Raw genomic sequence first — 23,305 nt, 5'->3', positions numbered from 1 at the left:
CTTGAGCTAGCTCCCTCGGTAAACGGAGTAGCCGAACGGGTTGAGCAGCAGCGGTACGTGGTAGTGCTCTCCCGGTACGACGGCGAAAGTGACCGTCACCTCCGGGAAGAACACACCCTGGGCACCGCTGTCCCGATTCGCGGGGGCGTCCTGCTGCGCATCGGCTTGCTTCTTCTCGGACCTTGCGAAGTACGCCTCGACGGCGAAGTCGAGCCGTACGTGGGTGGTCCCCTCCGGCAGCGCCGGAAGGTCCTTGCACCGCCCGTCCGCGTCCGTCGCGGAGCCGCCGAGTGCCCGCCAGTCCGCGTCCCGGCCCGGACGGGCCGAGAGACGGACGGCGACTTCCCCGGCGGGGCGGCCGGCGCTGGTGTCCAGGATGTGCGTGGACACGGAGGCGGTGGTCTCGGTGCTCATGCGGTTCCCTCTTCGCGGAGTCGGGCGGTCGGGGTCGAGGCGTCAGGCTTCGAGCAGCCGGGCGAGGCGGATACGGTTGATCTTGCCCAGCTCGGCGCGGACGATCTCCCGCTCCCGCTCCGGCGTGTTGCCGATCCGCTCCCTGACCGCGTCGCGCATCTGCTCCGCGGTCCGGCCCGTGGCACAGATCAGGAAGACATGGCCGAACTTCTCCTGGTAGGCCAGGTTCAGTTCGAGCATCTCCGCCTTGAGTTCCTCGGAGGCGCCCGCCATTCCGCGCTGCTCCCGGCCCGAGGTCGGGTCCCCGGGCTTGGGGCGGCCGATCGGCGGGTGCCCGGCCATCGCCTCCTCCAGGTCCGCCGTGGTCAGGTCGGCCATGGCGGCGTCGCCCGCGGCGTAGAGGGCCTCGGCGGTGTCATAGGGGCGCTCGGCGAGCAGGCGGCCTGCCCATGCCGTGGAGGAGCACGCCTCGAGGAGCTCGGCCAGGGCCGCCTGCTCCTCCAGAGCGTTGAAGCGCCTGAGGCCCGGCGGCGTGGATGTCGACGTCACGGGAGCCTCCGAGGCTGGCCAGGGTGCGGAACGGGCTGCGAACAGCTAACGCCCCCACGCGACGCAACGTCAACACTTTGTTGAAAATTTGGGAGGGCGGCTACCGGTCAGGACTCCTTGTCGCGGTTGAGGTAGTTGTAGACCGTGAAGCGGCTCACCCCGAGGGCGCTCGCGACGGTCTCCACGCCATGGCGCACCGCGAAGGCGCCCCGGGCCTCCAGCATCCGTACGACCTCCTGCTTGGCCTTGCGGTCCAGCTCGGCCAGGGGTTTGCCGCGCCCCCGCTCCATGGCGGCGAGGATGTGGTCGAGGGACTCGGCGAGCTGAGGCAGGCGTACCGCGACGACGTCCGCACCCGCCCAGGCGAGCACGACATCGTCGGGACCGGCCTGACCCGGGGGCAGCATCTCGCCCCCCATGGCGTCGACCAGCGGTTTCACCGCCGCGACGAACGGGTCGGACGGATCGGTCGCATCGAAAGGATCGTCCCCGACGGCGCTCACTCGCCCTCCCCGATCACATTGATCTGGAGCGAGATACGGGTGGCGCCGGCCTCCAGGGTCCTGCGCAGCAGCGCGTCCACGGTGGTGAGCATCGCGTCGGCGCCACCTTCGGCGGTGTTGCCGAACGGTCCCACGTCGACGGCGTCCAGCTCTGCGGCCTCGATGACCTCACGGGCGACCACCGCGTGCCCGGGCGCCTCGTCGAGATCGAAGGGCTCGGTCGTGAACTCCAGTCTCAATCGCACGGTGCCCGACCCTAGCCGACCCGAGGTTGCGGCCGCCCCCTCTCCGCCCCCTTGACAAGCGACACCACCCGACGTCAATCTTCCATCAAGCGATAAGTTAATTCCACAATACGGAAGCAAGGCAGAGGAGGTGCCGCCGATGGGGTTCGCCGACCAGCGCTACACCGTCAACCTGTCGATCCTCTTCACGGAGCTCCCGCTCCTGGAGCGGCCGGCGGCCGCCGCCGCGGCGGGCTTCAGCGCGGTCGAGCTGTGGTGGCCCTGGGTCGACTCGCCCGTCCCCGAGCCCTCGCGGCTCAGCGCTCTGCGGAGGGCGATCGAGGACGCGGGCGTGCAACTCACGGGGCTCAACTTCTACGCGGGACAACTGCCGGGCCCGGACCGCGGCGCGCTGTCGGTCCCCGGCGAGGAATCCGACCGCTTCCGCGCCAACGTCGACGTCGCCGCGGACTTCGCCGCGGCGCTGGACTGCCGGGCGCTCAACGCGCTGTACGGCAACCGCGTGGACGGCGCCGATCCGGCCGAGCAGGACGCTCTCGCGCTGCGGAACCTGGTCCTCGCCGCCCGCGCGGCGGACCGGATCGGCGCGATCCTGCTGATCGAGGCGCTGAACAGGCCGGAGTCGCCCCGCTACCCGCTGGTGTCGGCCCCGGCCGCCGTCGGGATCGTCGACAAGGTCAACGAGGCGACGGGCCTTGGCAACACACGGTTCCTGATGGACCTCTACCACCTGTCGAGGAACGGTGAGGACCTGCCGTCGGTGATCGAGCGGTACGCGCCGAAGACCGGCCATGTGCAGATCGCCGACACGCCGGGCCGAGGCGCCCCGGGCACGGGCACGCTCCCGCTGGAGGACCTTCTCGGCCGGCTGGCGAAGGCCGGTTACGGCGGCTGGGTCGGCCTGGAGTACAAGCCGGGCGACGGACCGAGCGGCGAGTCCTTCTCATGGCTGCCGGCCGGGCCACGCACCACGGACACAGCAGAGCAGTACGAGCAGTGAGAGAGGCACCTTCATGAGCAGCACGGCCAGCACGCCTACCCACACCGACTCCTCCCGCCCGGCTCTCCCCTCCGTCGCCTGGATCGGCCTGGGCATCATGGGTTCCCCGATGTCGGAAAACCTGATCAAGGCGGGCTATCACGTCACCGGCTACACCTTGGAGCGGGAGAAGCTCGACCGCCTGACCGCCGCGGGCGGCACGGCCGCCGGTTCGGTCGCCGAGGCCGTTCGGGACGCCGACGTGGTGATCACGATGGTGCCCGCCTCCCCCCAGGTCGAGGCCGTCGCGTACGGTCCCGAAGGAATCCTGGAGAACGCCCGGCCCGGCACCCTGCTGATCGACATGTCCTCCATCACCCCGGGGACCTCCATCGGCCTTGCCGCAGCCGCCAAGGACAGGGACATAAGGGTGCTGGACGCCCCGGTCTCCGGTGGCGAGGCCGGCGCCGTCGAGGCCGTGCTGTCCATCATGGTCGGCGGCGAGCGGGCCGACTTCGAGACGGCACGACCGCTCTTCGAGGCGCTGGGCAGGACGATCGTGCTGTGCGGTCCGCATGGCTCGGGCCAGACGGTGAAGGCCGCCAACCAGCTGATCGTCGCCGTGAACATCCAGGCGTGCGCCGAGGCCGTGGTCTTCCTGGAGAAGTCGGGCGTGGACCTCGAGGCCGCCCTGGACGTCCTGGGCGGCGGGCTTGCGGGCTCCACCGTGCTGGCGCGCAAGAGGGACAACTTCCTCCAGCGCGACTTCGAGCCGGGCTTCCGAATCGACCTGCACCACAAGGACATGGGCATCGTCATGGACGCGGCCCGCGCGGTGGGGGCGGCACTGCCCGTGGGCGCCGTGGTCGCCCAGCTCGTCGCGGCCCTGCGCGCACAGGGCGACGGCGGACTCGACCACTCGTCCCTGCTGCGGGCCGTGGAACGGCTGTCCGGCGCGCAGATCTGACGTCTCACACATCCATCTCCCAAGACTCCGGGCCGTGGCCGGCGCCGACACCTGTCCTGTCGCGCCCAGGCGCCACCACGGCCCGGAACGGGGCCGCGGCGGCGTGCGAGCCAGTGCGGTGGTGAAGGCCCGGTGCCTCCTTCTCGACCTGAGGGGAGGGCGCCCCGGACCGTCGCATCCGCCGCGGCCCTCCCCCCTTGTCCCGGCCGGGCCTGCCCCGCCGGGGCCTTCGTCATGCCCGGGAGCCTCGCCCTGCCCAGGGGTCGCGCCATGCCCAGGGGCCGCCTCATGCCCGGGATCCGCGTCATGCCCGGGGTGCGGATCCGGCCGAGCGGCAGGAGCCTGAAGTCATGGAACAGTCGACTACGGGGTATCCGCACATCGTGGTCCACCCTCCGGCCCTGGACGGATCGCGGCGCGTCACCGCGGGCGACCAGCCACTCGGGATCGCCAGCCATCTGGATGATGTCGTCGAGATCCTGCGCATGGCCGATCTGGACCGCATCGAGGTGGAACAGGGCGATCTCATCGAGTGGCAGGGCGGAGGCCCCGACGACTGGCCGGGGCTGACGGAGCCCGACACCTGGTGAGAACCCGTGAGTGCCGCCCGCACGAACAAACGTAGTTTCCCTACGGAAACCTCAAATAAACCTCTGAACATCGCGGAGGCTCTTCAACTCCCCCGCGCGAGGGCACATTCTCTTCCTGTGGAGCCCGCCAGACACGGGGGCGGCGGGCTCCACGAACGCACAGCCTGCAGGGGCGACCCGCCGGCCGGCGGCCCGCCCCCTCACTCCCCACCTCTCAGATCTTCAGCTTCCTGATCGCGGTGGGCGCATGCGCAGGCTCGGTAGCGGTCTCCTCGAACTCCACCACAGCGCCGATGTCATTGGTGGCGGACATCGAGATATTGGTGATCCGCTCCAGGATCACCTCGACGAGCACCGGCACCCGGAACTCCGCGGCTGTCTTCTTCGCCTCTTCGAGGGCGGCGCCCAGTTCATTCGGGTCCGTCACCCGCAGAGCCTTGCAGCCGAGCCCCTCGGCGACCTTCACATGGTCCACGCCGTAGACGCCCAGCTCGGGCGAGTTGATGTTCTCGAACTCCAGATTGACCTGGAAGTCGATGTCGAACGCACGCTGCGCCTGGCGGATCAGGCCCAGGTAGGAGTTGTTCACCAGGACATGGACGTACGGGATCCTGTGCTGTGCCCCGACGGCCAGTTCCTCCATCATGAACTGGAAGTCGTAGTCGCCGGAGAGGGCGACGACGGATGCTTCCGGGTCCGCCTTGGCGACGCCGAGCGCGGCCGGAACGGTCCAGCCGAGCGGCCCGGCCTGGCCGCAGTTGATCCAGTGGCGCGGCCTGAAGACATGCAGCAACTGCGCGCCGGCGATCTGCGAGAGTCCGATGGTGGAGACATAGCGGGTCTCGGGACCGAACGCCTTGTTCATCTCCTCGTAGACCCGCTGCGGCTTGATCGGGATGTCGTCGAAGTGCGTACGGCGCTGGAGCCGTGCCCTTCGCTCCTGGGCCGACGACGCCCAGTCGGAGCGGTCGGGCAGCCGCCCGGCGGACTTCAGCTCCCGCGCCACCTCGACGAACAGCTCCAGCGCCGCCTTGGCGTCGGACGTGATGCCGTAGTCGGGCGCGAAGATCCTGCCGATCTGCGTGGGCTCGATGTCGACGTGGACGAAGGTACGGCCCGCCGTGTAGACGTCGAGACTTCCGGTGTGCCGGTTGGCCCAGCGGTTGCCGATACCGAGGACGAAGTCCGATTCCAGGAAGGTCGCGTTGCCGTAGCGGTGCGAGGTCTGCAGGCCGACCATCCCGGCGTTCAGCTCATGGTCGTCGGGGATGGAGCCCCAGCCCATGAGGGTCGGGACGACCGGAGTGCCCGTCAGTTCGGCGAAATGGACGAGCAGTCCGGCCGCGTCGGCGCCCACGACACCGCCACCGGCGACGATGAGGGGGCGCTCGGAGGCGTTGAGGAGCGCTATCGCCTTCTCGATCTGCGCGCGGGTCGCGGCGGGCCTGTAGACCGCGAGGGGCTCATAGGTCTCCGGGTCGAACTCGATCTCGGTGAGCTGCACATCGACGGGCAGGTCGATGAGGACCGGTCCGGGCCGGCCCGAGCGCATCAGATGGAATGCCTTCTGGAAGACACCCGGGACCTGCGCGGCCTCCAGGACGGTGACGGCCATCTTCGTGACCGGTCCGGCGATCGACGCGATGTCGACGGCCTGGAAGTCCTCTTTGTGGATGACCGCGGTCGGCGCCTGGCCGGTGATGCAGAGGATCGGGACCGAGTCACCGCTCGCGGAGTAGAGCCCGGTGATCATGTCGGTCCCGGCGGGGCCCGAAGTGCCGATGCACACGCCGATATTGCCGGGGGACGTACGGGTGTAGCCCTCCGCCATGTGGGAGGCGCCCTCGACGTGGCGGGCGAGGGTGTGCTGGATCCCTCCGGCGGCTTTCAGCGCCGCGTAGAAGGGGTTGATCGCCGCGCCCGGAACCCCGAACGCGTCGCTGACGCCCTCGCGTTTGAGGATCTCGACTGCCGCGCGGGCAGCGGTCATACGAGCCATTGCGTACTCCTGCCTCGGCTGGTGGACTCGCGCTCCCGTCGCGCCCCGCGGCAAGCGCTTATGTTTCCGCATTGTATTTCCGCATTGCGGAAAATATTTTCTACTATCTGGAATAAATGTATGCGGGCCGGCAGGGAGCGTCAAGAGACCCCCGGCCTCGCGCCCACTCGCTGGGTGAAGCGGCGGACAAGCGGGCACCGGGAAGAGCACGATGGGACCGCTTTCCTGACCTCTGTCCCGACATGACGTCCTGGAGTGGGCCATGCCCGAGAGCGTGCCGCTGCGCTGTCCGGCCTGCCGGCGCGAGCACATCTACTCCGCGCCCGTCTATCCCTGTGTGTGCGGCGCCACCGTCACACCACCGTCCGACCCCCTGCGCGGGCCTTCCGTCGTCACCCACCGCACCTGGGAGGACGAGTGGGTCACGGTGCGCTGCGAGGCCTGCGCCCGCGAGGACCAGTGGCCGCATCCGGAACTCGGCTGCCCGTGCGGGACGGTCCTGCGGATCCCGGTGCGTCCACCGGGCGAACCGGGCAGCCCGGATCCGGCGGGACCGCAGGACGCCGCCGCATGGGACGCCGCAAGCCCCCCACACCCCTCCACCTTCCAGCCGGTCGCCATCCACACGACGCGGGACGCCGTCACCGCCGCCGCGCTGTATCTGCGCTGGCTCGGCTACCACGCCATCCGCCGCGCCGACCAGCGGCAGCCGCACGGGATCGGACTCGCGGCGCGCGGCATCCTCGCCCAGGTGGACCCGACGGTGGGTCCCGTTTCACTGCGGGACGTGGAGTGCCTGTGGCTGACCGCCATGTCGGAGTCCGCCCATTGCGTCTACTTCGCGCTCGCGGGCTACTCCGACGGCGCCCGCTCCGCCGCCGACCGCCTCACCGTCCCGCTCTTCGTCCTCGACCTGACGGGCACACCACAGCCGGTGAACACCCCGGCCGACGAACTGGCCACCGGCCGCGCCTGACCGGATCCCGCCCGTACCGTCCAGGGGCTACGGCGTGCCGGAGTCCGGCTCCGTGTGGGCCTGCCGCAGCTCGACCTTGCGCACCTTCCCCGAGACCGTCATCGGGAACGCGTCCAGGACGCTCAGCCTGCTCGGAATCTTGTAGTGGGCGAGCCGGCCCTCGCAGAAGGCGCGCAGTTCCTCCAGGGACGGCGGAGCGGCCGGTTCACGGGGGATGACACAAGCGAGCACCTCCTCGCCGTACCGCTCGTGGGGAATCCCGACCACCTGAACGTCGGCGATCTTCGGATGCGCGTACAGGAACTCCTCGATCTCGCGCGGGTAGATGTTCTCGCCACCGCGGATGATCATGTCCTTGATACGGCCGACGATCTCGACGTAGCCGTCCTCACGCATCACCGCGAGATCGCCGGTGTGCATCCAGCGGCCGGGGTCGATGGCCTCCGCGGTTTTCCCGGGCTCTTCCCAGTAGCCGAGCATGACGCTGTACCCGCGCGTGCACAGCTCGCCCGCCGAACCGCGCGGCAGGGTCACTCCGGCCGGGTCGACGACCTTGACCTCGATGTGCGGCAGGACCCGTCCGACCGTGCTCGTGCGGTGCTCCAGGTCGTCGTCCCGGCGCGTCTGGAGGGACACGGGCGAGGTCTCGGTCATGCCGTAGCAGATGGACACCTCCTCCATGTGCATCTCGGCGACCACCCGCTTCATCACCTCGACGGGGCACGGCGAGCCCGCCATGATGCCGGTGCGCAGGGAGGAGAGGTCGTACGTGGCGAAGCCGGGGAGGTTCAGCTCGGCGATGAACATGGTCGGGACGCCGTACAGCGAGGTGCAGCGCTCACTCTGCACGGCCTCCAGGGTGGCCTTCGGGTCGAAGGACGGAGCCGGGATGACCACGCAGGCGCCGTGCGAGGTCGCGGCGAGATTGCCCATCACCATGCCGAAGCAGTGATAGAAGGGCACAGGGATGCAGATCCGGTCCTGCTCGGTATAGGCGACCATCTCACCCACGAAATAGCCGTTGTTGAGGATGCTGTGGTGGGAGAGGGTGGCTCCCTTCGGAAAGCCCGTCGTGCCCGAGGTGTACTGGATGTTGATGGGGTCGTCGCAGGACAGTTCCCTCGTGCGGACGTGGAAGTCCTCGTACCGGTCGGGTGTCCCGCGCCGAAGAAGCGCGTCCCAGCTCGCGTCGCCGAAGTAGACGGTCTCGCGCAACCCCGGGCAGGCGCCCCGCACTTCCTCGACCATCGCCCGGTAGTCACTCGTCTTGTGGCGGAGCGAGGCGAACAGCAGTGAAATGCCTGCCTGGTTGAGGACGTACTCGACCTCGTGGGTGCGATAGGCCGGATTGATGTTGACCATGATCGCGCCGACGCGGGCTGTGGCGTACTGGACCAGCACCCACTCGGCGCAGTTGACGGCCCAGATGCCCACCCGGTCGCCCTTGGCCACCCCGCTCGCCAGCAGCGCATACGCGAGCCGGTCCACGTCCGCCGCGAACTCGGCGTAGGTCCAGCGCCGCCCGGACGCGACGTCGACGAGCGCCTCGCGGTCCGGCCACAGGGCCGCGGTGCGGTCCAGGCCGGCCCCGATGGTGTCCCCCAGCAGCGCCGTCCCGCTCGTCCCGTGCGCGTACGACAGTTCCGTCATCGGGTTGTCCTTCCCGGAGTGCTCACGCCATCCGTCTCAGCTTGGGAAGTGCAGTGTGTCGGCCGGCCCGCCATAAGGGGAAGACGGTCGGCCCGAAGCCGCGGCGAGTGCCGGTTTCCCGCCCAGGGCTCGCACGCGGTCTTCACGTGTACGGCAACGGCGACCGCCCCGCACCGCGGTGTCCCGTGAGGCGTCAGTTGACGCCCCGGCCGAGCCCGGTCCAGTACGGCTCCCGCAGCTTGAACTTCTGGATCTTCCCCGTCGCCGTCCGCGGAATCGCGTCCCGGAACTCCACGCTGGTCGGTGCCTTGTAGCCCGCCATCCGCTCCTTGCAGTACGCGATGATCTCCGCCTCGCTCGCCGAGGCGCCCTCGGCCGTCACCACCAACGCCTTGATCGTCTCGCCCCACTTCTCGTCCGGGACCCCGATCACGGCCACCTCCGCGACCGCCGGGTGGCTGAAGATGGTGTCCTCGACCTCGATGGAGGACACGTTCTCGCCCCCGGTGATGATCACGTCCTTCTTCCGGTCGGAGATCGTCAGATGCCCGTCCCCGGCGTCGACCGACCCGCCGTCGCCGGTGCGGAACCAGCCATTCTCAAGCACCGCCGCCGTCTCGTCGGGCTTCTCCCAGTAGGCGTCCAGGACGACGTTCGACCGTGCCAGCACCTCGCCGGAGTCCTCCGCGATCCGAAGCCTCACCCCGAGCGCCGGCAGGCCCGCCCTGGACAGCTTCCGGGCCCTCTCCGCCGCGGGCAGCCCGTCGTCCTCCGGCCGTGCGCGGTTGAAAGTCAGCACGGGCGACGTCTCCGTCAGACCGTAGATCTGTGTGAACTCCCAGCCCAGCTCCTCCTGCACCCGCTGGATCATCCGGCTCGGCGGCGGTGCACCCGCGCACACGATCCGCACCCGGTCCCGCCCGGGAATCGCGCCCTCCCAGCCGGAGGCCGCGTCCAGCACGGCGTTCCACACCGCGGGCGCCCCGCACATCAGCGTGACTCCGTGCTCCTCGACCCGGCGCAGGATCTCCGCCCCGTCGACCTTGCGCAGCGCCACCTGTTTGACGCCGAGCCCGGCCATGACGAACGGCATGCCCCAGCCGTTGCAGTGGAACATCGGCAGCGTGTGCATGTAGACGTCGCGCTCCCACGCCCTCGTGTGCAGGCCGAACGTCAGGCCGTTCACCCAGATGTTGCGGTGTGTGAGCTGAACTCCCTTGGGACGGGCGGTCGTTCCGGAGGTGTAGTTGATCGTCGCGGTGGCGTCCTCGTCCGGCTCCGACCACGGGCGCGGCGCCACCCCGAACCGCATCAGCTCGGTCTCCGTCTGATCCCCCAGCACGAACCGGTGCTCCGTCTTGATGCCGGCGGTCACCTCCTGGACCTCCGGATCCACGAGCACCACGGAGGCGCCGCTCTGCCGCACCACGTACTCGATCTCCTCCGCCTTGAGACGGAAGTTGACGGGCACGCAGATCCGGCCGCTCATCGGCACCGCGAACAACAGCTCAAGCAGCCGGGCGGAGTTGTGGCTGACCACCGCCACGCGTTCGCCCTCCCCGACGCCCAGCGCGTCAAGCCCCGCCTGCCAGGCCCGCACCCGCTCGGCGAGCCGGCCGTACGTCGACACCGGTACCGGCGGTGCGGGCTGGTCGGGCTCGTCGACCACGCCAGGGCTGCCGGCGAATCCCAGCTCCGCCCGGTCCAGGAAGTCGGCGATCGTCATCGGAACGCGCATCGCTCTGCCCTACACCTTCTTCTACGTGCCGTCTGTACGGAACCGGGCAGGACCACAGAAAGCCCGGCCACCATCACGCCGCAACCCGCGCCCGGAAAGCAATACCCCTGATCTTGGCGTCTTCAATCCGACGCCGGCACCGGAGAGACATGGGAGGTATGCCCGGCATCGTTCCGCCGGGCCGGCACCCCGGCCCGGGACCTTCACCGGTCGGCCGTCCGCACCGCCCACATCGCCACCACACCCTCATCGACGGAAGACGACGGGCCCATCACTCTTTGCACATCTATGACCGGATACACTTGGAATGTCCACTGTCCATTGCTCGGCACAGGCCGAATTCCGCTGGGCTGCCCCCTTGTTATTTGGCTCACCCTGCTGTCTGTCCGAATTTCAAAGACTGGTTGCCTAATATTGGCCAGGACACGACACACGGAGGGGAGCGGTCACCGTGCGACGGGACTTCAAAGAGCCTGCGAGACCCCGCTCCGACCTGGTCATCGGCCGGGAGGAGCTGCTGGCAGGGGCGCGCGAGCAGCTGACGGCGGGCGGAAGTGTGCTGGTGCACGGCCCGGCGGGAATTGGAAAGTCGACGGTTCTGCGCGCGCTGGCCGCGGAATACGGCGAATCGGTGCGCACCGTGCTGCGCTGCTCGGCGACCGAGTCCGAATCTCATCTGCCCTTCCTGGCCCTCGCCGACCTGCTCGGTCTGGTCGTGGACGAGGTCGCCCACCAGTTGCCCGCCCCGCAGCGCACGGCCCTGGAGTCCGCGCTCACCGGGCGGGGCGAGTCCACGCTGCAGCGGGACGGACTCGCGCTTCGGCTCGCGGTGCTGTCCACGCTGCGGGCGCTCGCCGCCCGCGGCCCGGTACTGATCGTCGCCGACGACCTCCAGTGGCTTGATCCGGCGAGCACCGAGCTCCTGGGCTTCGCCGCGCGGCGCCTCGGCGGTACGCCCGTGCAGATGCTGTGCGCGGTCCGCACGCACACCGAGCCGCAGGGCCAGGAGCACGACCGCTATCTCCGCGCGTCCCCGCCGGACACCCTGCCGGTCAGGGTGGGCTCGCTCTCCCGCACCGAGGTCGCCGAGCTCCTCGACCACCGCGGCTACGACGGCCTGCCCCGCTCCACCGTCCGGGACATCCACCGCACCAGCGGCGGCAACCCGCTGTTCGCGCTGGAACTGGGCCGGGCCCTCTTCGAGAGCAGCACGCCGCCGAGCCCCGGCGAGCCGCTGCCCGTGCCGACCTCGCTGCGCGCGCTGGTACTCAACCGGCTGGAGGCGCTGTCCCCCGAGGCGCGCCGCACCCTCCTCGTGGCGAGCGCGGGCGCACGGCCCACGCCGGCCCTGCTGCACGCGGCGGGACGGGAGAACGCCGAGGCGGAGACCGCCCAGGCCGCCGCGCTCGGGCTGCTGGTGACGGAGCGGGACGCTCCCGTCATACGGTTCGCGCATCCGCTGATATCGGCCGCGCTCTACGCGCAGGCCGACGCCCAGGAGCGGCGGGCGGCACACGCCGCGCTGTCCACGGCGGCCTCCGACCCGATCGAACGGGCCCGGCATCTCGCGCTGGCCACCACCGGCACGGACCTCGGGGTCGCCGAGCAGCTCTCCGAGGCCGCGGCGGCGGCGCGGGACCGGGGCGCGCCATCGGTGGCGGCCAACCTCGGGCTCCTCGCGGCCCGGCACGCTCCCGCCGATGCCGTACCGGGCCCGGACTCGCGGCGGTCACAGGCCGCCGAGGACGCGCTCACCGCCGGGGAGACCGACTTCGCCCGGGACATCGCCCACGAGGTGCTGGCGCATGCGACCGAGCCCGCGGACCGGGTGCGGGCCTGGATGGTCGTGATCGACGCCGCCGGGCACGCGATGGCCGAGGTGGACGCGGTCTTCCCGCAGGCGCTGGCCGACGCCGGCGACGACCCGCGGCTGCTCGCCCTGGTGCACTACCAGCTCGCCTGGCGGGCGCTGCTCGTGGAGGGCGACTTCGACCGGGCACGGGAGGAGGGCGCGCTCGCCGCGGATCTGGCGGCGCGGGCCGGTGACCGGCGCAACGAACTGCTGGCGCTGGCCTTCCAGGCGCAGGCCGAGACGCTGATGGGACATCCCGACGCTCCCGCGACGATCAAGCGGGCGCTGAAGGAACCGCAGGACCCTCGGGTGGCATGCGACCACAACGGCGCGGGCGCCGCGCGCTTCCGCTGGCTGATCATGGGCGATCAGCTGGCCGAGGCACGCAAGACGGTCAGCTCGTTGCTGCGGGAAGCGCGGCGGCGCGGCATGGTCGAGGCCGAGGTGTACTTCCTGCGCGGGCTCGCCGAGACCGAGCTGCGGGCCGGGCACTGCGGGCGGGCCCTGGACCTCGCACGGGAGGGCCTGCGGCTGGCGCGGGACACGGGTATGGGTGAGGCCGCGAGCGCGGTGCTGACCTCGCTCGCCGAGTCGGCGGGCGGTGAGGTGGAGCGGGCCCTGTCCCTGGCCCAGGAGGCGGTGGCGCGCGCCGAGGAGGACGGCGACGTGCTCTACCAGTCGCGGGCTCTGGCCGCGCTGGGGCACGCTCAGCTGGTGGCCGGGGACGCGCCCGCGACGGTGCGCTCCCTGCGCCGGGTAAGGGAGTTGGAGGAAGGTCTCGGGGTCACGGATCCGGCCCGGGGACGCTGGCAGGGCGACCTCGCCGAGGCCCTGGTGCGGGTCGGGGAGCCCGCCGAGGCACAGGACGTCGTCGACGCCACACGCGCGCACGCGCAGCGGCTCGGCCGCAGCAGTGTACTCGCGGTCCTGGACCGTGCCGAGGCCCTGATCCGGGCTGGACGCGGCGAAGTCGAGTCGGCCGAACGGCAGTTGGCGTCGGCTCAGGAACGTCTGGGCAGGCTCGGGTACGCACTGGAGGAGGCGCGGGCGGCCTATGCGCTGGCCGGTCTGCGCGCCCGGCGGCACGGCCCGGCGCCGTACGACGAAGCGGCTCGTCTCTTCCGCCGCTGCCGTGCCATGCCATGGCTGCGGCAGGTGGAGACGGCGGTGGTCACGGGACCGGTACGGCAGCCCCTGGCAGCGGCGGCCCTGGACACCCTCGCCGCGACGGAGCGGCAGGTGGCCGCGCTGGTGATGGAGGGCGCGACCAACCGGGAGATCGCGGCCCGCCTTTTCATCAGCGTCAAGACGGTGGAGGCGACGCTGACGCGCGTCTACCGCAAACTGGGGATCCGGTCGAGGGTCGACATCGTGCGGCTCGCGGCGGGGCACCACCCGGGCTGAGCGCGACATCATCCCGGTCCGAGGCACGGCCCCGGAGGGTCCTCTCGAGGGCGCGGGTTTACGCGCGCAGACCAAGGGTTTTCCCTGCCCAACAGCCCTTAGGGGGTTCCCTCATTGGGAGAGGACCCCTCTGGCTTCTAGCGTAAGGGCGTGCCGCCGGCCCGGGCACACAACGGGTCCCTCCGCCCCGTGCACCACTCCGCACGTCGAGCTCCCCCACCAGCCCCGAGGAGACCTGTCACGAACTCCTGCCAGGACGACAGCGGCGGTCCCCTGCATGTCGGGGGCGTCCTGGCAGGTATCACTTCATGCAACACCCCCTGGGGCGACGGCAGTGTGACCGCGCGACCGCGACTCCACGCGCAGCCGTCCCGCCGTCCGCCCCTTGAAAGATCCTGAGTTCCACTCAGGCAGAAGCCGGGGGGCGTTGCGGGCCTCCACGAGCGGCCCGCAACGCCCCCTTACCAACGGCCTTGCGCGGGCGGGCGTCCGCGGGCCACACCCCCGTGACCGGCCCGCGGACCTCGGTCCGGCGCGAATCCCCCGCCGTTCGCCCTTCTTGTCACTTGTCGGCGATCAGCTTCCCCGCGGCTCCCCAGCTGTCCGCCGGAACCTCGTGGATCCACACCTGCACGGTCTCCGCCGGGATCTTGTAGGCGTCGACGAAGGCGTCCGTGACGCGCTTGACGAGCTCCCGCTTGAGCTCGATGTCGCGCGGACCCTGCTGGACGGTGACGATCGGCATGACTGAACTCCCCTGTGTGAGGCGGTCACTTGGACCGCCGGTCGATCGGTACGGGGAACAGTCCATCGCGCGGGGCGTCCGCGACCAAGAAGCAGACCGCGTACGCAGCGATCAGCTCTCGTGATCGCCGCAGGCCAGGAGCAGTTCGTCCAGATACGGCGGCGGTGCGGACGCGCGAACGGCGAGCCCGGTGGGCAGGGCGAGCCCCGGTGGCCGGAACGGTACGAACACCACGCGCGGGCTGTGCACGATCCGGGCGTGAGAGCCGTACAGCACGGTCCACATCGGGCGGCTGCCGATGGTGGCGAGGGTGTCCTGCAGCGAACCGGACACCGGTCCCGGCACGGGTTCGAATCCGGCCGAGTGGCACGCTCCCACCACCAGGTCGACCAGCGCCGGGTTGTTGGCGCGTGAGGTGATGGTGAGGGGCAGCCCGGCCAGTTCCTCGACTCCGATCTCCGTCCGTTCCCCCAAGGGGTGGCCGGCGGGCACGGCCGCCACCAGCGGATCGGACCACAGCGGCAACACCCGTATACCGGGCACCGGTTCCGCGGAACGTACGAAGGCCCCGTCCAGCCGTCCGTCGGCGACCGCGGCGAGGCGCTGGGCCGAGGGGAGTGAGAGCAGTTCTACGGGGACGTCAGGCAGCCGCCGGGCGAAGGCCGCGAGGATCCGGTCCAGATGGGCGCCGAGCCCCGTACTGGTGCCCAGACGCAGCCCCGGCGCCGGAGTCACGGCGGCACGGGCCCGGTCCGCCGCCGACAGCACCGCCCGTGCCTCGGGCAGCAGCCGCTCCCCCGCGGGAGTGAGCCGTACGTGCCGTGGCGAGCGGTCGAACAGCTCGGCGCCCAGTTCCCTCTCCAGGCGCCGTATCTGCTGGCTGACCGCGGACTGCACGATATGCAGCCGCTCGGCGGCACGCCCGAAGTGCAGTTCCTCGGCGACCGTGACGAAATAGCTGAGCTGCCGCAGTTCCATGTCCCCGACCCTATGCGCCTGCATGCGCCGAGCCCGTACGCCCTGGCCCTGCCCTGCGTGGAAGGCCCACTGCAGCTCGCCGCTCACTACCGCGCGGCAGCCGCGCCCTGGGGCAGGGCGAGTTGCCGGAGCGCGCGGTGGCGTCAAGGCACCCGCAGGCGGTGACCGTTCGGTGGATCCAGTCTGAAAGCTCAACACAAATTACACACATCCTCTCTTCATACTGGCCGCGATGGTCTAGATTGACCGTGCTTCAGCTGTTCGGACATGAGGCGACCGCTAATGATCTATAGGTCCGGCGCTACGGAATGCCAGCAGTCGTGTTCCCGGCGCCAGACGTGTGGGTGATCGATCAGCGGAGCCCACGAGTGGGCTTGGGTGCGGGGAGCACCCAAGGTTTCGACGGTTCCCGCGCACCTCGAGGGCCTGGCAGGACATGCGAGCCTGCTGCCGCCAGGTCGAGTCGTTCAAGTAGCCCTGGAACAGCCGGGATGTCATGCGCGGGTCATGCGTGGGGGGATGGGGCCTCCCGCGGCGAGGAACAGTGCGACGCGGGGGGCAGGGGCCTCCCGAGGGGAGGAACGTGCGGGGGGCGGGGGCCTCCCGGGGGGAGGAACAGTGCTGGGCGTACACGTCGAACCACTGGGGACCTGGGGGGTTCTGTGCGGCAAGGGGGATTAGTCAGCCCGTTTCCGTCGGAGCACGAGCATCTGGCGAACGGGCCTATCAGACAGACCTCGATCGACTGGGAGCAGCGGTACCGCCGTACCGTGATCACCAGCGACACCGTGGCCACCGCCTTCGTGGTGGCGGCGATCGGCAACTTCTTCGGGGCCCGGGACGCGGCCAACTGGCACGAGAAGTGGGGAATCCTCGCGTTCGGCACCGAGCTGCTGGTGCTGGGGGCGCTTGCGGTGAGCCGGTCGTGGGCTCCGGCCGTGCTCGGCCAGGGCGCCGAGGAATTCCGCCGGCTCGGGCGCTCACTGTTCACGGCGACCGTCGTACTGGCGCTCGGCGGCATCGCCCTCACCTCGCGCAACATCAAGCTCTGGATCTTCGTCGCGATCCCCGCGATCGCGCTCATCACCATGACCGCGCGGTATCTGCTGCGCCTCTGGCTGCACAAACAGCGTAAGGAAGGACGGTGCCTGAGACCGGTGCTCGCCGCCGGCAGCCCGGCCACCGTGAGCGATCTGATCACCCGAACCCGCAAGTTCCCGCACCTCGGCTGGCGGGTGGATGCGGTGTGCACGACGGACGGTCTCGGGCTCGACGGTGACCAGCTGGACGGAGTGCCGGTCGTCGGCCGACTGGCGGACGTCGCGGGCCACGTCCGCCGCGACGGCTACCGTGTCGTCGCGGTCACACCGGACCCGCACTGGTCACCGGACCGGCTGCAGCGGCTGGCGTGGAACCTCGAAGGCAGCGACGCCGAGATGATCGTGGCCCCCGTGCTGATGGAGGTGGCCGGCCCGCGGCTGCACGTCGACGCGGTGCTCGGGATCCCGCTGCTGCGGGTCAGCATGCCGACCTTCACCGGGGGCCGCAGGGCGGTCAAAGGGGTCGTCGACCGGCTGGGCGCAGCGATCCTGCTGATGTTGTTCGCGCCGCTGATGGTTCTTGTCGGGCTGCTCGTGCTGATGGACAGCCGGGGCGGGGCGTTCTACCGACAGCGCAGGGTCGGCAAGGACGGCCGCGAGTTCACCATTCTCAAGTTCCGCACCATGGTCGCCGGGGCCGACAGGGCACGTGCCGCGCTGGCCGACCGCAACGAGGGCGCCGGGCTGCTCTTCAAGCTCCGCCGGGATCCGCGGGTGACCCGGGTGGGAGCGGTGCTGCGCCGGTACTCCATCGACGAGCTCCCGCAGCTTTTCAACGTGCTCACCGGATCGATGTCGCTCGTCGGCCCGCGGCCTCCGCTACCGGAGGAGTCCGCCGCGTACGGCCCGGACATCCGGCGGCGGCTGCTGGTCAAGCCCGGACTCACCGGCCTGTGGCAGATCAGCGGACGCAGCGACCTGCCATGGGAGGAGGCGGTCCGGCTGGACCTTCGGTACGTGGAGGACTGGTCGCTCGCCCTGGACACAGTGATCTTGTGGAAGACGCTGCGTGCGGTGCTCTACGGGCAGGGGGCCTACTGATGCGCGGGGGGCGGCCTCGTCGTACAGCCGGCGCGCGGACCGCAGGCCGGGAGGGCCTGCCTGGGGGGAGGAACGGGTCATGAGGGTCAGCGTTTTCGGGCTCGGCTACGTGGGCTGCGTGTCGGCCGCGTGCCTGGCCGACATGGGTCACGAGGTCATCGGGGTGGACGTGAACCAGGTGAAGGTCGACCTGGTCAACGACGGCAAGGCCCCGGTGGTCGAGGAACGGATCGGCGAGCTCATAGCCGAGGTCGTGAGAACCGGAGCTTTACGCGCCACCGGCGACGTCCGCGAGGCGATCATGGGCAGCGAGGTGTCGCTGGTCTGCGTGGGCACGCCGTCGGAGCCCAACGGCAGCCTGTGCACCACGTACTTGGAGCGGGTCACCGAGCAGATCGGCGCCGCGCTGGCCGAGGGGGCCAAGCAGGGGGGACGGCACACCGTCGTGTTCCGCAGCACCATGCTCCCGGGCACCTGCCTGAACCTGCTGGTACCCATCCTGGAGAAGTACGTCGGCGGCACGGCCGGGGTGGACATCGGGGTCGCGGTCAACCCGGAGTTCCTGCGCGAGGGCACGAGCGTGCGGGACTTCTTCGACCCGCCCAAGACCGTCATCGGCGAGCTCGACCCGGCAAGCGGCGATGCGGTGCTGGCGCTGTACGACGGCCTGCCCGGCGAGGTGTTCCGGGTGCCGGTCCCGACGGCCGAGGCGATCAAATATGCGGACAACGCGTTCCACGGCCTCAAGATCGGCTTCGCGAACGAGCTGGGCGCGGTGTGCCAGGCGCTCGGGGTGGACTCGCACCAGGTGATGGACGTGTTCCTGGCCGACAGCAAACTGAACATCAGCCCCGCCTACCTGCGGCCCGGCTTCGCCTTCGGTGGCTCCTGCCTGCCCAAGGACCTGCGCAGCCTGGTCCACGCGGCACAGCGGGCCGACGTCTCGGTGCCCATCCTCGCCCACGTGCTGCCCTCCAACTCCGACCATCTGCAGCGCGCGGTGGAGCTGGTCGAGCGCACCGGCAAGCGCCGGGCGGGCCTGTTCGGGCTGTCCTTCAAACCCGGCACCGACGACCTCCGCGAGAGCCCGCTGGTCGAGCTGGCGGAGCGGCTCTTCGGCAAGGGTTACGACCTCAAGATCTATGACGCCAACGTGAGCCTTTCCCGGCTGCTCGGCGCGAACCGCGAGTACATCGAGACCCGGCTTCCGCACCTCGCGCAGCTGCTCGCGGATTCCGTCGACGAGGTGCTCGAGCACGCCGAGGTGTGCCTGGTCGGGACCAGGGATCCGGCGGTGCTGTCGGCGCTGCCCCATGGCGACGGCCCCGTGATTGTCGACCTCATCCGCCTTCCCGACGCCGAGGCGCGCCGGGCCGAACCGGGGTACATGGGTCTTGCTTGGTAACGCAACGAACGGCGACGGGCCGGACCGGCGCGCGCTGATCCTGGTGGAGAACCTGTCGGTGCCGTTCGACCGGCGGGTGTGGCAGGAGTGCACGACGCTGCGCGACGCGGGCTGGACGGTGCACGTCGTCTGTCCCCAGGGGGCGAAGCGGGACACGGAGCCGGAGGCGGAGATCGACGGGGTGCGGATCCACCGCTACCCGTTGCGCGCGGCCACCGGAGGACCGGCCGGCTACCTGCGGGAGTACGGATCGGCGTTGTGGCACACGGCCCGGCTGGCCCGCAAGATCGGCCCCGTCGACGTGGTCCACGCCTGCAACCCGCCGGACCTGCTGTTCCTGCCGGCGCTGTGGCTGAAGCGGCGCGGCGCACGGTTCGTCTTCGACCAGCACGACCTGGTACCCGAGCTGTATCTCTCCCGGTTCGACCGCGGCGAAGATCTGCTCTACCGCGCCGTGTGCGCGCTGGAACGGCGGACCTACCGGGCCGCGGACATCGTGCTGGCCACGAACGAGAGCTACCGGGATGTCGCGCTGAGCCGTGGCGGCCGGAGGCCGGAGGACGTCTTCGTGGTGCGCAGCGCCCCCCAGACCGACCGGTTCCAGCCGGTGCCGCCCGAACCGGAGTTGAAGCGCGGCAAGCCTCATCTGCTGTGCTACCTCGGCGTCATGGGCCCTCAGGACGGCGTCGACTACGCCTTGCGGGCCCTTGCGAAGATGCGCGACGAGCTCGGGCGGACCGACTGGCATGCGGTGTTCGTCGGCGCCGGCGACACCTTCGACGCGATGGTGGAGCTGTCCCGGCGGCTCGGGCTCTCGGAGCAGGTGCAGTTCACCGGGCGCATTCCGGACGCCGACCTGGTGCGCTACCTGTGCACCGCGGACGTGTGCCTCTCCCCCGACCCGCGCAATGCGCTCAACGACGTGTCGACCATGAACAAGGTCCTGGAGTACATGGTGATGGGCCGGCCGATCGTCTCGTTCGACCTCCGGGAGGCGCGGGTCTCCGCCGGTGACGCCGCCGTCTACGCGCCCGCCAACGACGAGGCCGAGTTCGCCAAGCTCATCGCGCTGCTGCTGGACGATCCCGAGAAGCGGGCCCGGATGGGCAAGATCGGCCAGGAGCGGATCAGCGGGCAGCTTTCCTGGCGGAACTCGCAGGCGTCGCTGCTCGCCGCCTACGCCGCTGCGTGCCGGGACCGGACTCCGGTGTCGGCGGGCGACCCGGTCCGCACAGGGAAGAGGCCGCGGCGTTGAGCGACGACACGATCAGCCTGGTCACGATCGGACGGATTCTCGGTCGGCGATGGCGGCTTCTCGCCATCGCCGCCGTGGTGGGCGCACTCGTCGGCTACGGCACCTCGGTGCTGTTTCCGCCTCGGTACACGGCGTCGGCATCGGTCCTGCTGCCGGGGCAGTGGGAGGAGCGCGAGCTGCTGACTCAGGTCGACATCGCGACCAGTTCGGAAGTGGTCGACGGCGCGGCTGCCACGCTCGGCTGGAAGGGCGTCGGCGGCGGCGAGCTGAAGGATCAAGTGAGCGCCACGGCCAGCGACGGGAACATCATCAAGATCTCTGGTACGGCCGACACCCCGGCGCGCGCGCAGCAGCTCTCCGACCGGGTGGCCGAGCAATTCGTCGGTTTCGCCGCGCGGATCGCGGGCGGCAGCACCGACTCCGAAGCGGCTACGGAGACCGAGGCGCTGCGGCAGAAGGTGGCGGAGACCAACCGCCGTATCACCGACCTGGCCAATGCGGCCCATCCGGGTCAGACCGTGGAGAGCGTGCAGGCCCGCACCGACCTCGAGAAGCTGCGCACGTCGCTGCAGGACGCCATGAAGAAGCTGGACGAGACCGACCCGGCGACCAACAAGGCCGGCATGGTCGTCATGGGGCCGGCGGCCCGGCCGACCGGCGCGGCGCCGCCGACGAGGATGCAGCTCATCGTCGCCGGGGCGCTGCTGTTCTTCCTGCTCGCGGTCATCGGCCATCTCGTCGCCGCACGGATGAACCGCCGACTGCGCAGCGAACCGGAGATCACCGCGGCGCTGGGCTCGGCGCTCCTCGGCACCGTCGACGTGCCCGGTGAAAGGCGCGCGCACCGGTCGCAAGGCAGGGGCCCACGGGCCTGGATCCGCCGGCTCCTCGGAGTCGACACCCGGTGGGACGCACCGGCCCCGCAGAGGTCCGGCGACGAGGCCGGCAGACGGATCCGCTACCGGCGGGTGTGCGCCCGCCTTCGCGACCAGCTGCCGGCCCCCCGGCGGCTGCTGGTTGTCGTACCGGACGGCGACGAGATCGCCCGCCGGGCCGCCGGGCAGCTCGTCACCGAGGCCGAGGGTGATCCGCTGCTGCGCGTGCTGGAGGTTTCGGTGGACCGGCCGATGGTGCCGGACCGCGACACCGAGTCCGGTGCCCTGGTCGTCCTCAGCGCGGGCAGCTGGACCGCGGAGGAGCTCGCCGGCATCTCCGAGGCGTGTGCGGACGGCAGGCACGAGGTCGTCGGCATCGTCGTCGCCGGCACGGTCCGGGCCCGTCCGGCGCGAACTGCCGACCGTCCCGCGGACGAGGCCACTCCGGCTCTCGCGGTGCGCGGCCCCTCGACGGGAGGTTCGGTGTGACGACGAGCAAGACTGCGGAGCCGTCGGACCCCACTCCGCTCCTTGACCTGCAGGCTCTGGTGGTGGCGGTGCGCAGGCGCCGCCGCCTCTGGTACGCCATGGCGCTGCTGGGACTGATGGTCGGCGCGGCGATGGCGGTCCTGATGCCGCCGCAGCCGACCGCGGTGACCAAGGTGCTGGTCACACATCAGGAGGACCAGCCGAACGACACCGGAACGCTGATCCGCACCGACGTCGCGCTGCTGGGGACCACGCGGATCGCCGAAAAGGCCCTGCAATCCCTCAAGTCCCCGGAAAAACCGGAAGACTTCATGCAGGAGTACCGGGGTACCGGCTTGACCAACAACCTGCTGCAGATCACTGTGACAGGCGACAGCGACGCGGAAGCGGTGGCCCGGGCCAAGGCGCTGGCCGACGCGTTCGTCGCGAACCATGTGAGGCGGATGCAAGACGCCGCGGCGGCCGAGGCCAAGGCCCTGCTGGACCAGCGTGACCGCATGCAGGACGAGCTCGCCCAGGTCAACAAGGCGATCGGAGACCGACCGGCGGCCAACGACCCGAAAGCGTCGGCGAGCATCGAGTCGCTCTTCGCCCGCCGGGCCGAGCTCAGCTCGCGGATCGCCGATTTCGACCAGCGCGCCGCGGAGGCGCGTACCGGCACGCCCACGGTCATCGCCGGCACGCAGATCGTGGACGCCCCGCAAGCGGTGCCGCACTCCCTGCCCAAGGCCGCGGTCACCAATGCCGGGATCGGGCTCGTCCTCGGGCTCTTCCTCGGGCTCGCGCTGGCCGCGGTCGGCACGGTGGTGGCGGACCGCCCCGTGCTGCGCCGGGACATCGCGGCGAACCTGGGCGCCTCGGTCATCGCGGAGCTGCCCCGCCGGCCGGGCAGGCCCTGGCGGCGCCGACGGACCCGGGCGGCACGCGAACGGCTCACCACGTCCCTGGCCCGCACCGTACGCGACTGCGCGGAACCGGTGTCGCTGCTGGAACTGGGCTGTGCGCGCAGCACGAGCGAGATCGCCCTTTACGTCGCCAGGACGCTGGCGGCGGAGGAGCCGGTGGTCGTCATCGATGGTCTGCCCGGCCAGCAGCTCGCGGGCCGCCGCCCGAAGCCGGGAGACCCGACCGTGGTCAGCGGCGAGCGTGCCGCGGCCGTGCCGGATCAGGGACGCCGGCTCGGCGTCGGCTCGGTCGCGCCCGGCACGGCGTGGACCGACCTGCAGTACCTCGGCACCCAGACCGTGCTCGTCGTGCGTGCCGGGCACGGCAGCGCCGCATGGCTGCACACCGTGGCGCGGCAGCTCGCGGACCAGCGCATCCCGGTGATCGGTGTGGTGCTGATCGACCCCGATCCGCGTGACCGGACCGACGGCACGCTGTGGGACGGGCTGCACATCGCGCTGCGGGGCCAGAGCGAGCGGCTGGCCCGGCAGAACGGTGGGGGTACCTCCCACGCCGTTCAGGCAGTGGGGGAGGGCCGGCGGCGGACGGAGCGGCTGCCCATGTGGGCCGCACGAGTCCCGGACAGCGACCAGGAGGCGCGGTAGT

19 protein-coding genes are annotated in these 23,305 nt (G+C 70.7%); 10 read left to right on the top strand and 9 right to left on the bottom strand.

Annotated features, from left to right (window positions below):
* Nucleotides 1-6: 6 nt before the first annotated feature.
* From uraH to ABZ845_RS15220, 4 genes are all read right to left on the bottom strand, one after another.
* The gene (gene uraH, locus ABZ845_RS15235) at nt 7-414 is read right to left on the bottom strand and encodes a hydroxyisourate hydrolase (protein WP_360978581.1); all 408 of its coding nucleotides are present in this window, start codon (nt 412-414) and stop codon (nt 7-9) included.
* A gap of 42 nt (nt 415-456) precedes the next feature.
* Nucleotides 457-963, bottom strand: coding sequence for a 2-oxo-4-hydroxy-4-carboxy-5-ureidoimidazoline decarboxylase (gene uraD / locus ABZ845_RS15230; protein ID WP_360978578.1), 507 nt, complete (start codon nt 961-963; stop codon nt 457-459).
* A gap of 107 nt (nt 964-1,070) precedes the next feature.
* Nucleotides 1,071-1,382: a helix-turn-helix domain-containing protein gene (locus ABZ845_RS15225; protein WP_360978632.1), complete on the bottom strand. Its 312-nt coding sequence runs from the start codon at nt 1,380-1,382 to the stop codon at nt 1,071-1,073.
* An 80-nt stretch (nt 1,383-1,462) separates the two neighbouring features.
* The gene (locus ABZ845_RS15220) at nt 1,463-1,711 is read right to left on the bottom strand and encodes a hypothetical protein (RefSeq protein WP_360978575.1); all 249 of its coding nucleotides are present in this window, start codon (nt 1,709-1,711) and stop codon (nt 1,463-1,465) included.
* Between the two features lie 139 nt (nt 1,712-1,850).
* Between ABZ845_RS15220 and ABZ845_RS15215 the strand changes: the two genes are divergently transcribed.
* The 3 genes from ABZ845_RS15215 (at nt 1,851) to ABZ845_RS15205 (ending at nt 4,247) form a co-directional block, all read left to right on the top strand.
* Complete coding sequence (locus ABZ845_RS15215; RefSeq protein WP_360978572.1) at nt 1,851-2,711, top strand: TIM barrel protein; 861 nt, start codon at nt 1,851-1,853, stop codon at nt 2,709-2,711.
* Nucleotides 2,712-2,724: 13 nt separating this feature from the next.
* Nucleotides 2,725-3,657 (top strand): 2-hydroxy-3-oxopropionate reductase, encoded by a 933-nt coding sequence (locus ABZ845_RS15210; protein ID WP_360978569.1) that lies wholly within the window; start codon nt 2,725-2,727, stop codon nt 3,655-3,657.
* A gap of 350 nt (nt 3,658-4,007) precedes the next feature.
* Nucleotides 4,008-4,247, top strand: coding sequence for a hypothetical protein (locus ABZ845_RS15205; protein ID WP_360978566.1), 240 nt, complete (start codon nt 4,008-4,010; stop codon nt 4,245-4,247).
* Between the two features lie 214 nt (nt 4,248-4,461).
* Here ABZ845_RS15205 and gcl read toward each other — a convergent pair whose 3' ends face one another.
* Nucleotides 4,462-6,246 (bottom strand): glyoxylate carboligase, encoded by a 1,785-nt coding sequence (gcl, locus tag ABZ845_RS15200; protein ID WP_360978563.1) that lies wholly within the window; start codon nt 6,244-6,246, stop codon nt 4,462-4,464.
* A 262-nt stretch (nt 6,247-6,508) separates the two neighbouring features.
* Between gcl and ABZ845_RS15195 the strand changes: the two genes are divergently transcribed.
* Complete coding sequence (locus tag ABZ845_RS15195) at nt 6,509-7,222, top strand: hypothetical protein (RefSeq protein ID WP_360978560.1); 714 nt, start codon at nt 6,509-6,511, stop codon at nt 7,220-7,222.
* A gap of 27 nt (nt 7,223-7,249) precedes the next feature.
* Here the strand turns inward: ABZ845_RS15195 and ABZ845_RS15190 are convergent, their stop codons facing one another.
* The gene (locus ABZ845_RS15190) at nt 7,250-8,872 is read right to left on the bottom strand and encodes an AMP-binding protein (protein ID WP_360978557.1); all 1,623 of its coding nucleotides are present in this window, start codon (nt 8,870-8,872) and stop codon (nt 7,250-7,252) included.
* A gap of 193 nt (nt 8,873-9,065) precedes the next feature.
* On the bottom strand, nt 9,066-10,610 hold the full coding sequence (locus tag ABZ845_RS15185) for an AMP-binding protein (RefSeq protein WP_360978554.1): 1,545 nt from the start codon (nt 10,608-10,610) through the stop codon (nt 9,066-9,068).
* Nucleotides 10,611-11,061: 451 nt separating this feature from the next.
* Between ABZ845_RS15185 and ABZ845_RS15180 the strand changes: the two genes are divergently transcribed.
* Nucleotides 11,062-13,866 carry an AAA family ATPase gene (locus ABZ845_RS15180; protein WP_360978551.1) on the top strand — a complete coding sequence of 935 codons (2,805 nt, stop codon included), beginning with the start codon at nt 11,062-11,064 and terminating at the stop codon, nt 13,864-13,866.
* Nucleotides 13,867-14,428: 562 nt separating this feature from the next.
* Here the strand turns inward: ABZ845_RS15180 and dmpI are convergent.
* On the bottom strand, nt 14,429-14,611 hold the full coding sequence (dmpI, locus tag ABZ845_RS15175; protein WP_360978549.1) for a 4-oxalocrotonate tautomerase DmpI: 183 nt from the start codon (nt 14,609-14,611) through the stop codon (nt 14,429-14,431).
* 111 nt (nt 14,612-14,722) lie between these two features.
* Nucleotides 14,723-15,589 carry a LysR family transcriptional regulator gene (locus tag ABZ845_RS15170; protein ID WP_360978546.1) on the bottom strand — a complete coding sequence of 289 codons (867 nt, stop codon included), beginning with the start codon at nt 15,587-15,589 and terminating at the stop codon, nt 14,723-14,725.
* Nucleotides 15,590-16,251: 662 nt separating this feature from the next.
* Here ABZ845_RS15170 and ABZ845_RS15165 point away from each other — a divergent pair.
* The 5 genes from ABZ845_RS15165 to ABZ845_RS15145 all read left to right on the top strand — a co-directional run bounded on the left by ABZ845_RS15165 (nt 16,252) and on the right by ABZ845_RS15145 (nt 23,304).
* A complete protein-coding gene (locus ABZ845_RS15165; protein ID WP_360978543.1) occupies nt 16,252-17,730 on the top strand; it encodes a sugar transferase in 1,479 nt (492 codons plus the stop codon).
* Nucleotides 17,731-17,809: 79 nt separating this feature from the next.
* A complete protein-coding gene (locus ABZ845_RS15160; RefSeq protein ID WP_360978541.1) occupies nt 17,810-19,135 on the top strand; it encodes a nucleotide sugar dehydrogenase in 1,326 nt (441 codons plus the stop codon).
* Nucleotides 19,125-20,390: a glycosyltransferase family 4 protein gene (locus tag ABZ845_RS15155; RefSeq protein WP_360978538.1), complete on the top strand. Its 1,266-nt coding sequence runs from the start codon at nt 19,125-19,127 to the stop codon at nt 20,388-20,390. The genes ABZ845_RS15160 and ABZ845_RS15155 overlap by 11 nt, the downstream gene beginning before the upstream one ends.
* Nucleotides 20,387-21,754, top strand: a complete 1,368-nt coding sequence (locus ABZ845_RS15150; protein ID WP_360978535.1) for a Wzz/FepE/Etk N-terminal domain-containing protein — start codon at nt 20,387-20,389, stop codon at nt 21,752-21,754. Before ABZ845_RS15155 ends, ABZ845_RS15150 begins: the two co-directional genes overlap by 4 nt.
* Nucleotides 21,751-23,304: a Wzz/FepE/Etk N-terminal domain-containing protein gene (locus tag ABZ845_RS15145; protein WP_360978532.1), complete on the top strand. Its 1,554-nt coding sequence runs from the start codon at nt 21,751-21,753 to the stop codon at nt 23,302-23,304. The genes ABZ845_RS15150 and ABZ845_RS15145 overlap by 4 nt, the downstream gene beginning before the upstream one ends.
* The last annotated feature ends 1 nt before the right edge of the window (nt 23,305 follow it).

Origin of the sequence: Streptomyces sp. NPDC047022 (assembly GCF_040644155.1) — a bacterium.
Taxonomy (GTDB): Bacteria; Actinomycetota; Actinomycetes; order Streptomycetales; family Streptomycetaceae; genus Streptomyces.
The sequence above is the reverse complement of the archived record's forward strand: the minus strand, read 5'-3'. Positions and strand labels throughout refer to the sequence as shown.

Excerpts from the sequence above, each read along its gene's own strand:
- gcl (WP_360978563.1), bottom strand. The coding sequence starts at position 6,246 with ATGGCTCGTATGACCGCTGCCCGCGCGGCAGTCGAGATCCTCAAACGC.
- ABZ845_RS15160 (WP_360978541.1), top strand. The coding sequence starts at position 17,810 with ATGAGGGTCAGCGTTTTCGGGCTCGGCTACGTGGGCTGCGTGTCGGCC.
- dmpI (WP_360978549.1), bottom strand. The coding sequence starts at position 14,611 with ATGCCGATCGTCACCGTCCAGCAGGGTCCGCGCGACATCGAGCTCAAG.
- ABZ845_RS15225 (WP_360978632.1), bottom strand. The coding sequence starts at position 1,382 with ATGGGGGGCGAGATGCTGCCCCCGGGTCAGGCCGGTCCCGACGATGTC.
- ABZ845_RS15170 (WP_360978546.1), bottom strand. The coding sequence starts at position 15,589 with ATGGAACTGCGGCAGCTCAGCTATTTCGTCACGGTCGCCGAGGAACTG.
- ABZ845_RS15205 (WP_360978566.1), top strand. The coding sequence starts at position 4,008 with ATGGAACAGTCGACTACGGGGTATCCGCACATCGTGGTCCACCCTCCG.
- ABZ845_RS15215 (WP_360978572.1), top strand. The coding sequence starts at position 1,851 with ATGGGGTTCGCCGACCAGCGCTACACCGTCAACCTGTCGATCCTCTTC.
- ABZ845_RS15195 (WP_360978560.1), top strand. The coding sequence starts at position 6,509 with ATGCCCGAGAGCGTGCCGCTGCGCTGTCCGGCCTGCCGGCGCGAGCAC.
- ABZ845_RS15210 (WP_360978569.1), top strand. The coding sequence starts at position 2,725 with ATGAGCAGCACGGCCAGCACGCCTACCCACACCGACTCCTCCCGCCCG.
- ABZ845_RS15185 (WP_360978554.1), bottom strand. The coding sequence starts at position 10,610 with ATGCGCGTTCCGATGACGATCGCCGACTTCCTGGACCGGGCGGAGCTG.
- uraH (WP_360978581.1), bottom strand. The coding sequence starts at position 414 with ATGAGCACCGAGACCACCGCCTCCGTGTCCACGCACATCCTGGACACC.
- ABZ845_RS15190 (WP_360978557.1), bottom strand. The coding sequence starts at position 8,872 with ATGACGGAACTGTCGTACGCGCACGGGACGAGCGGGACGGCGCTGCTG.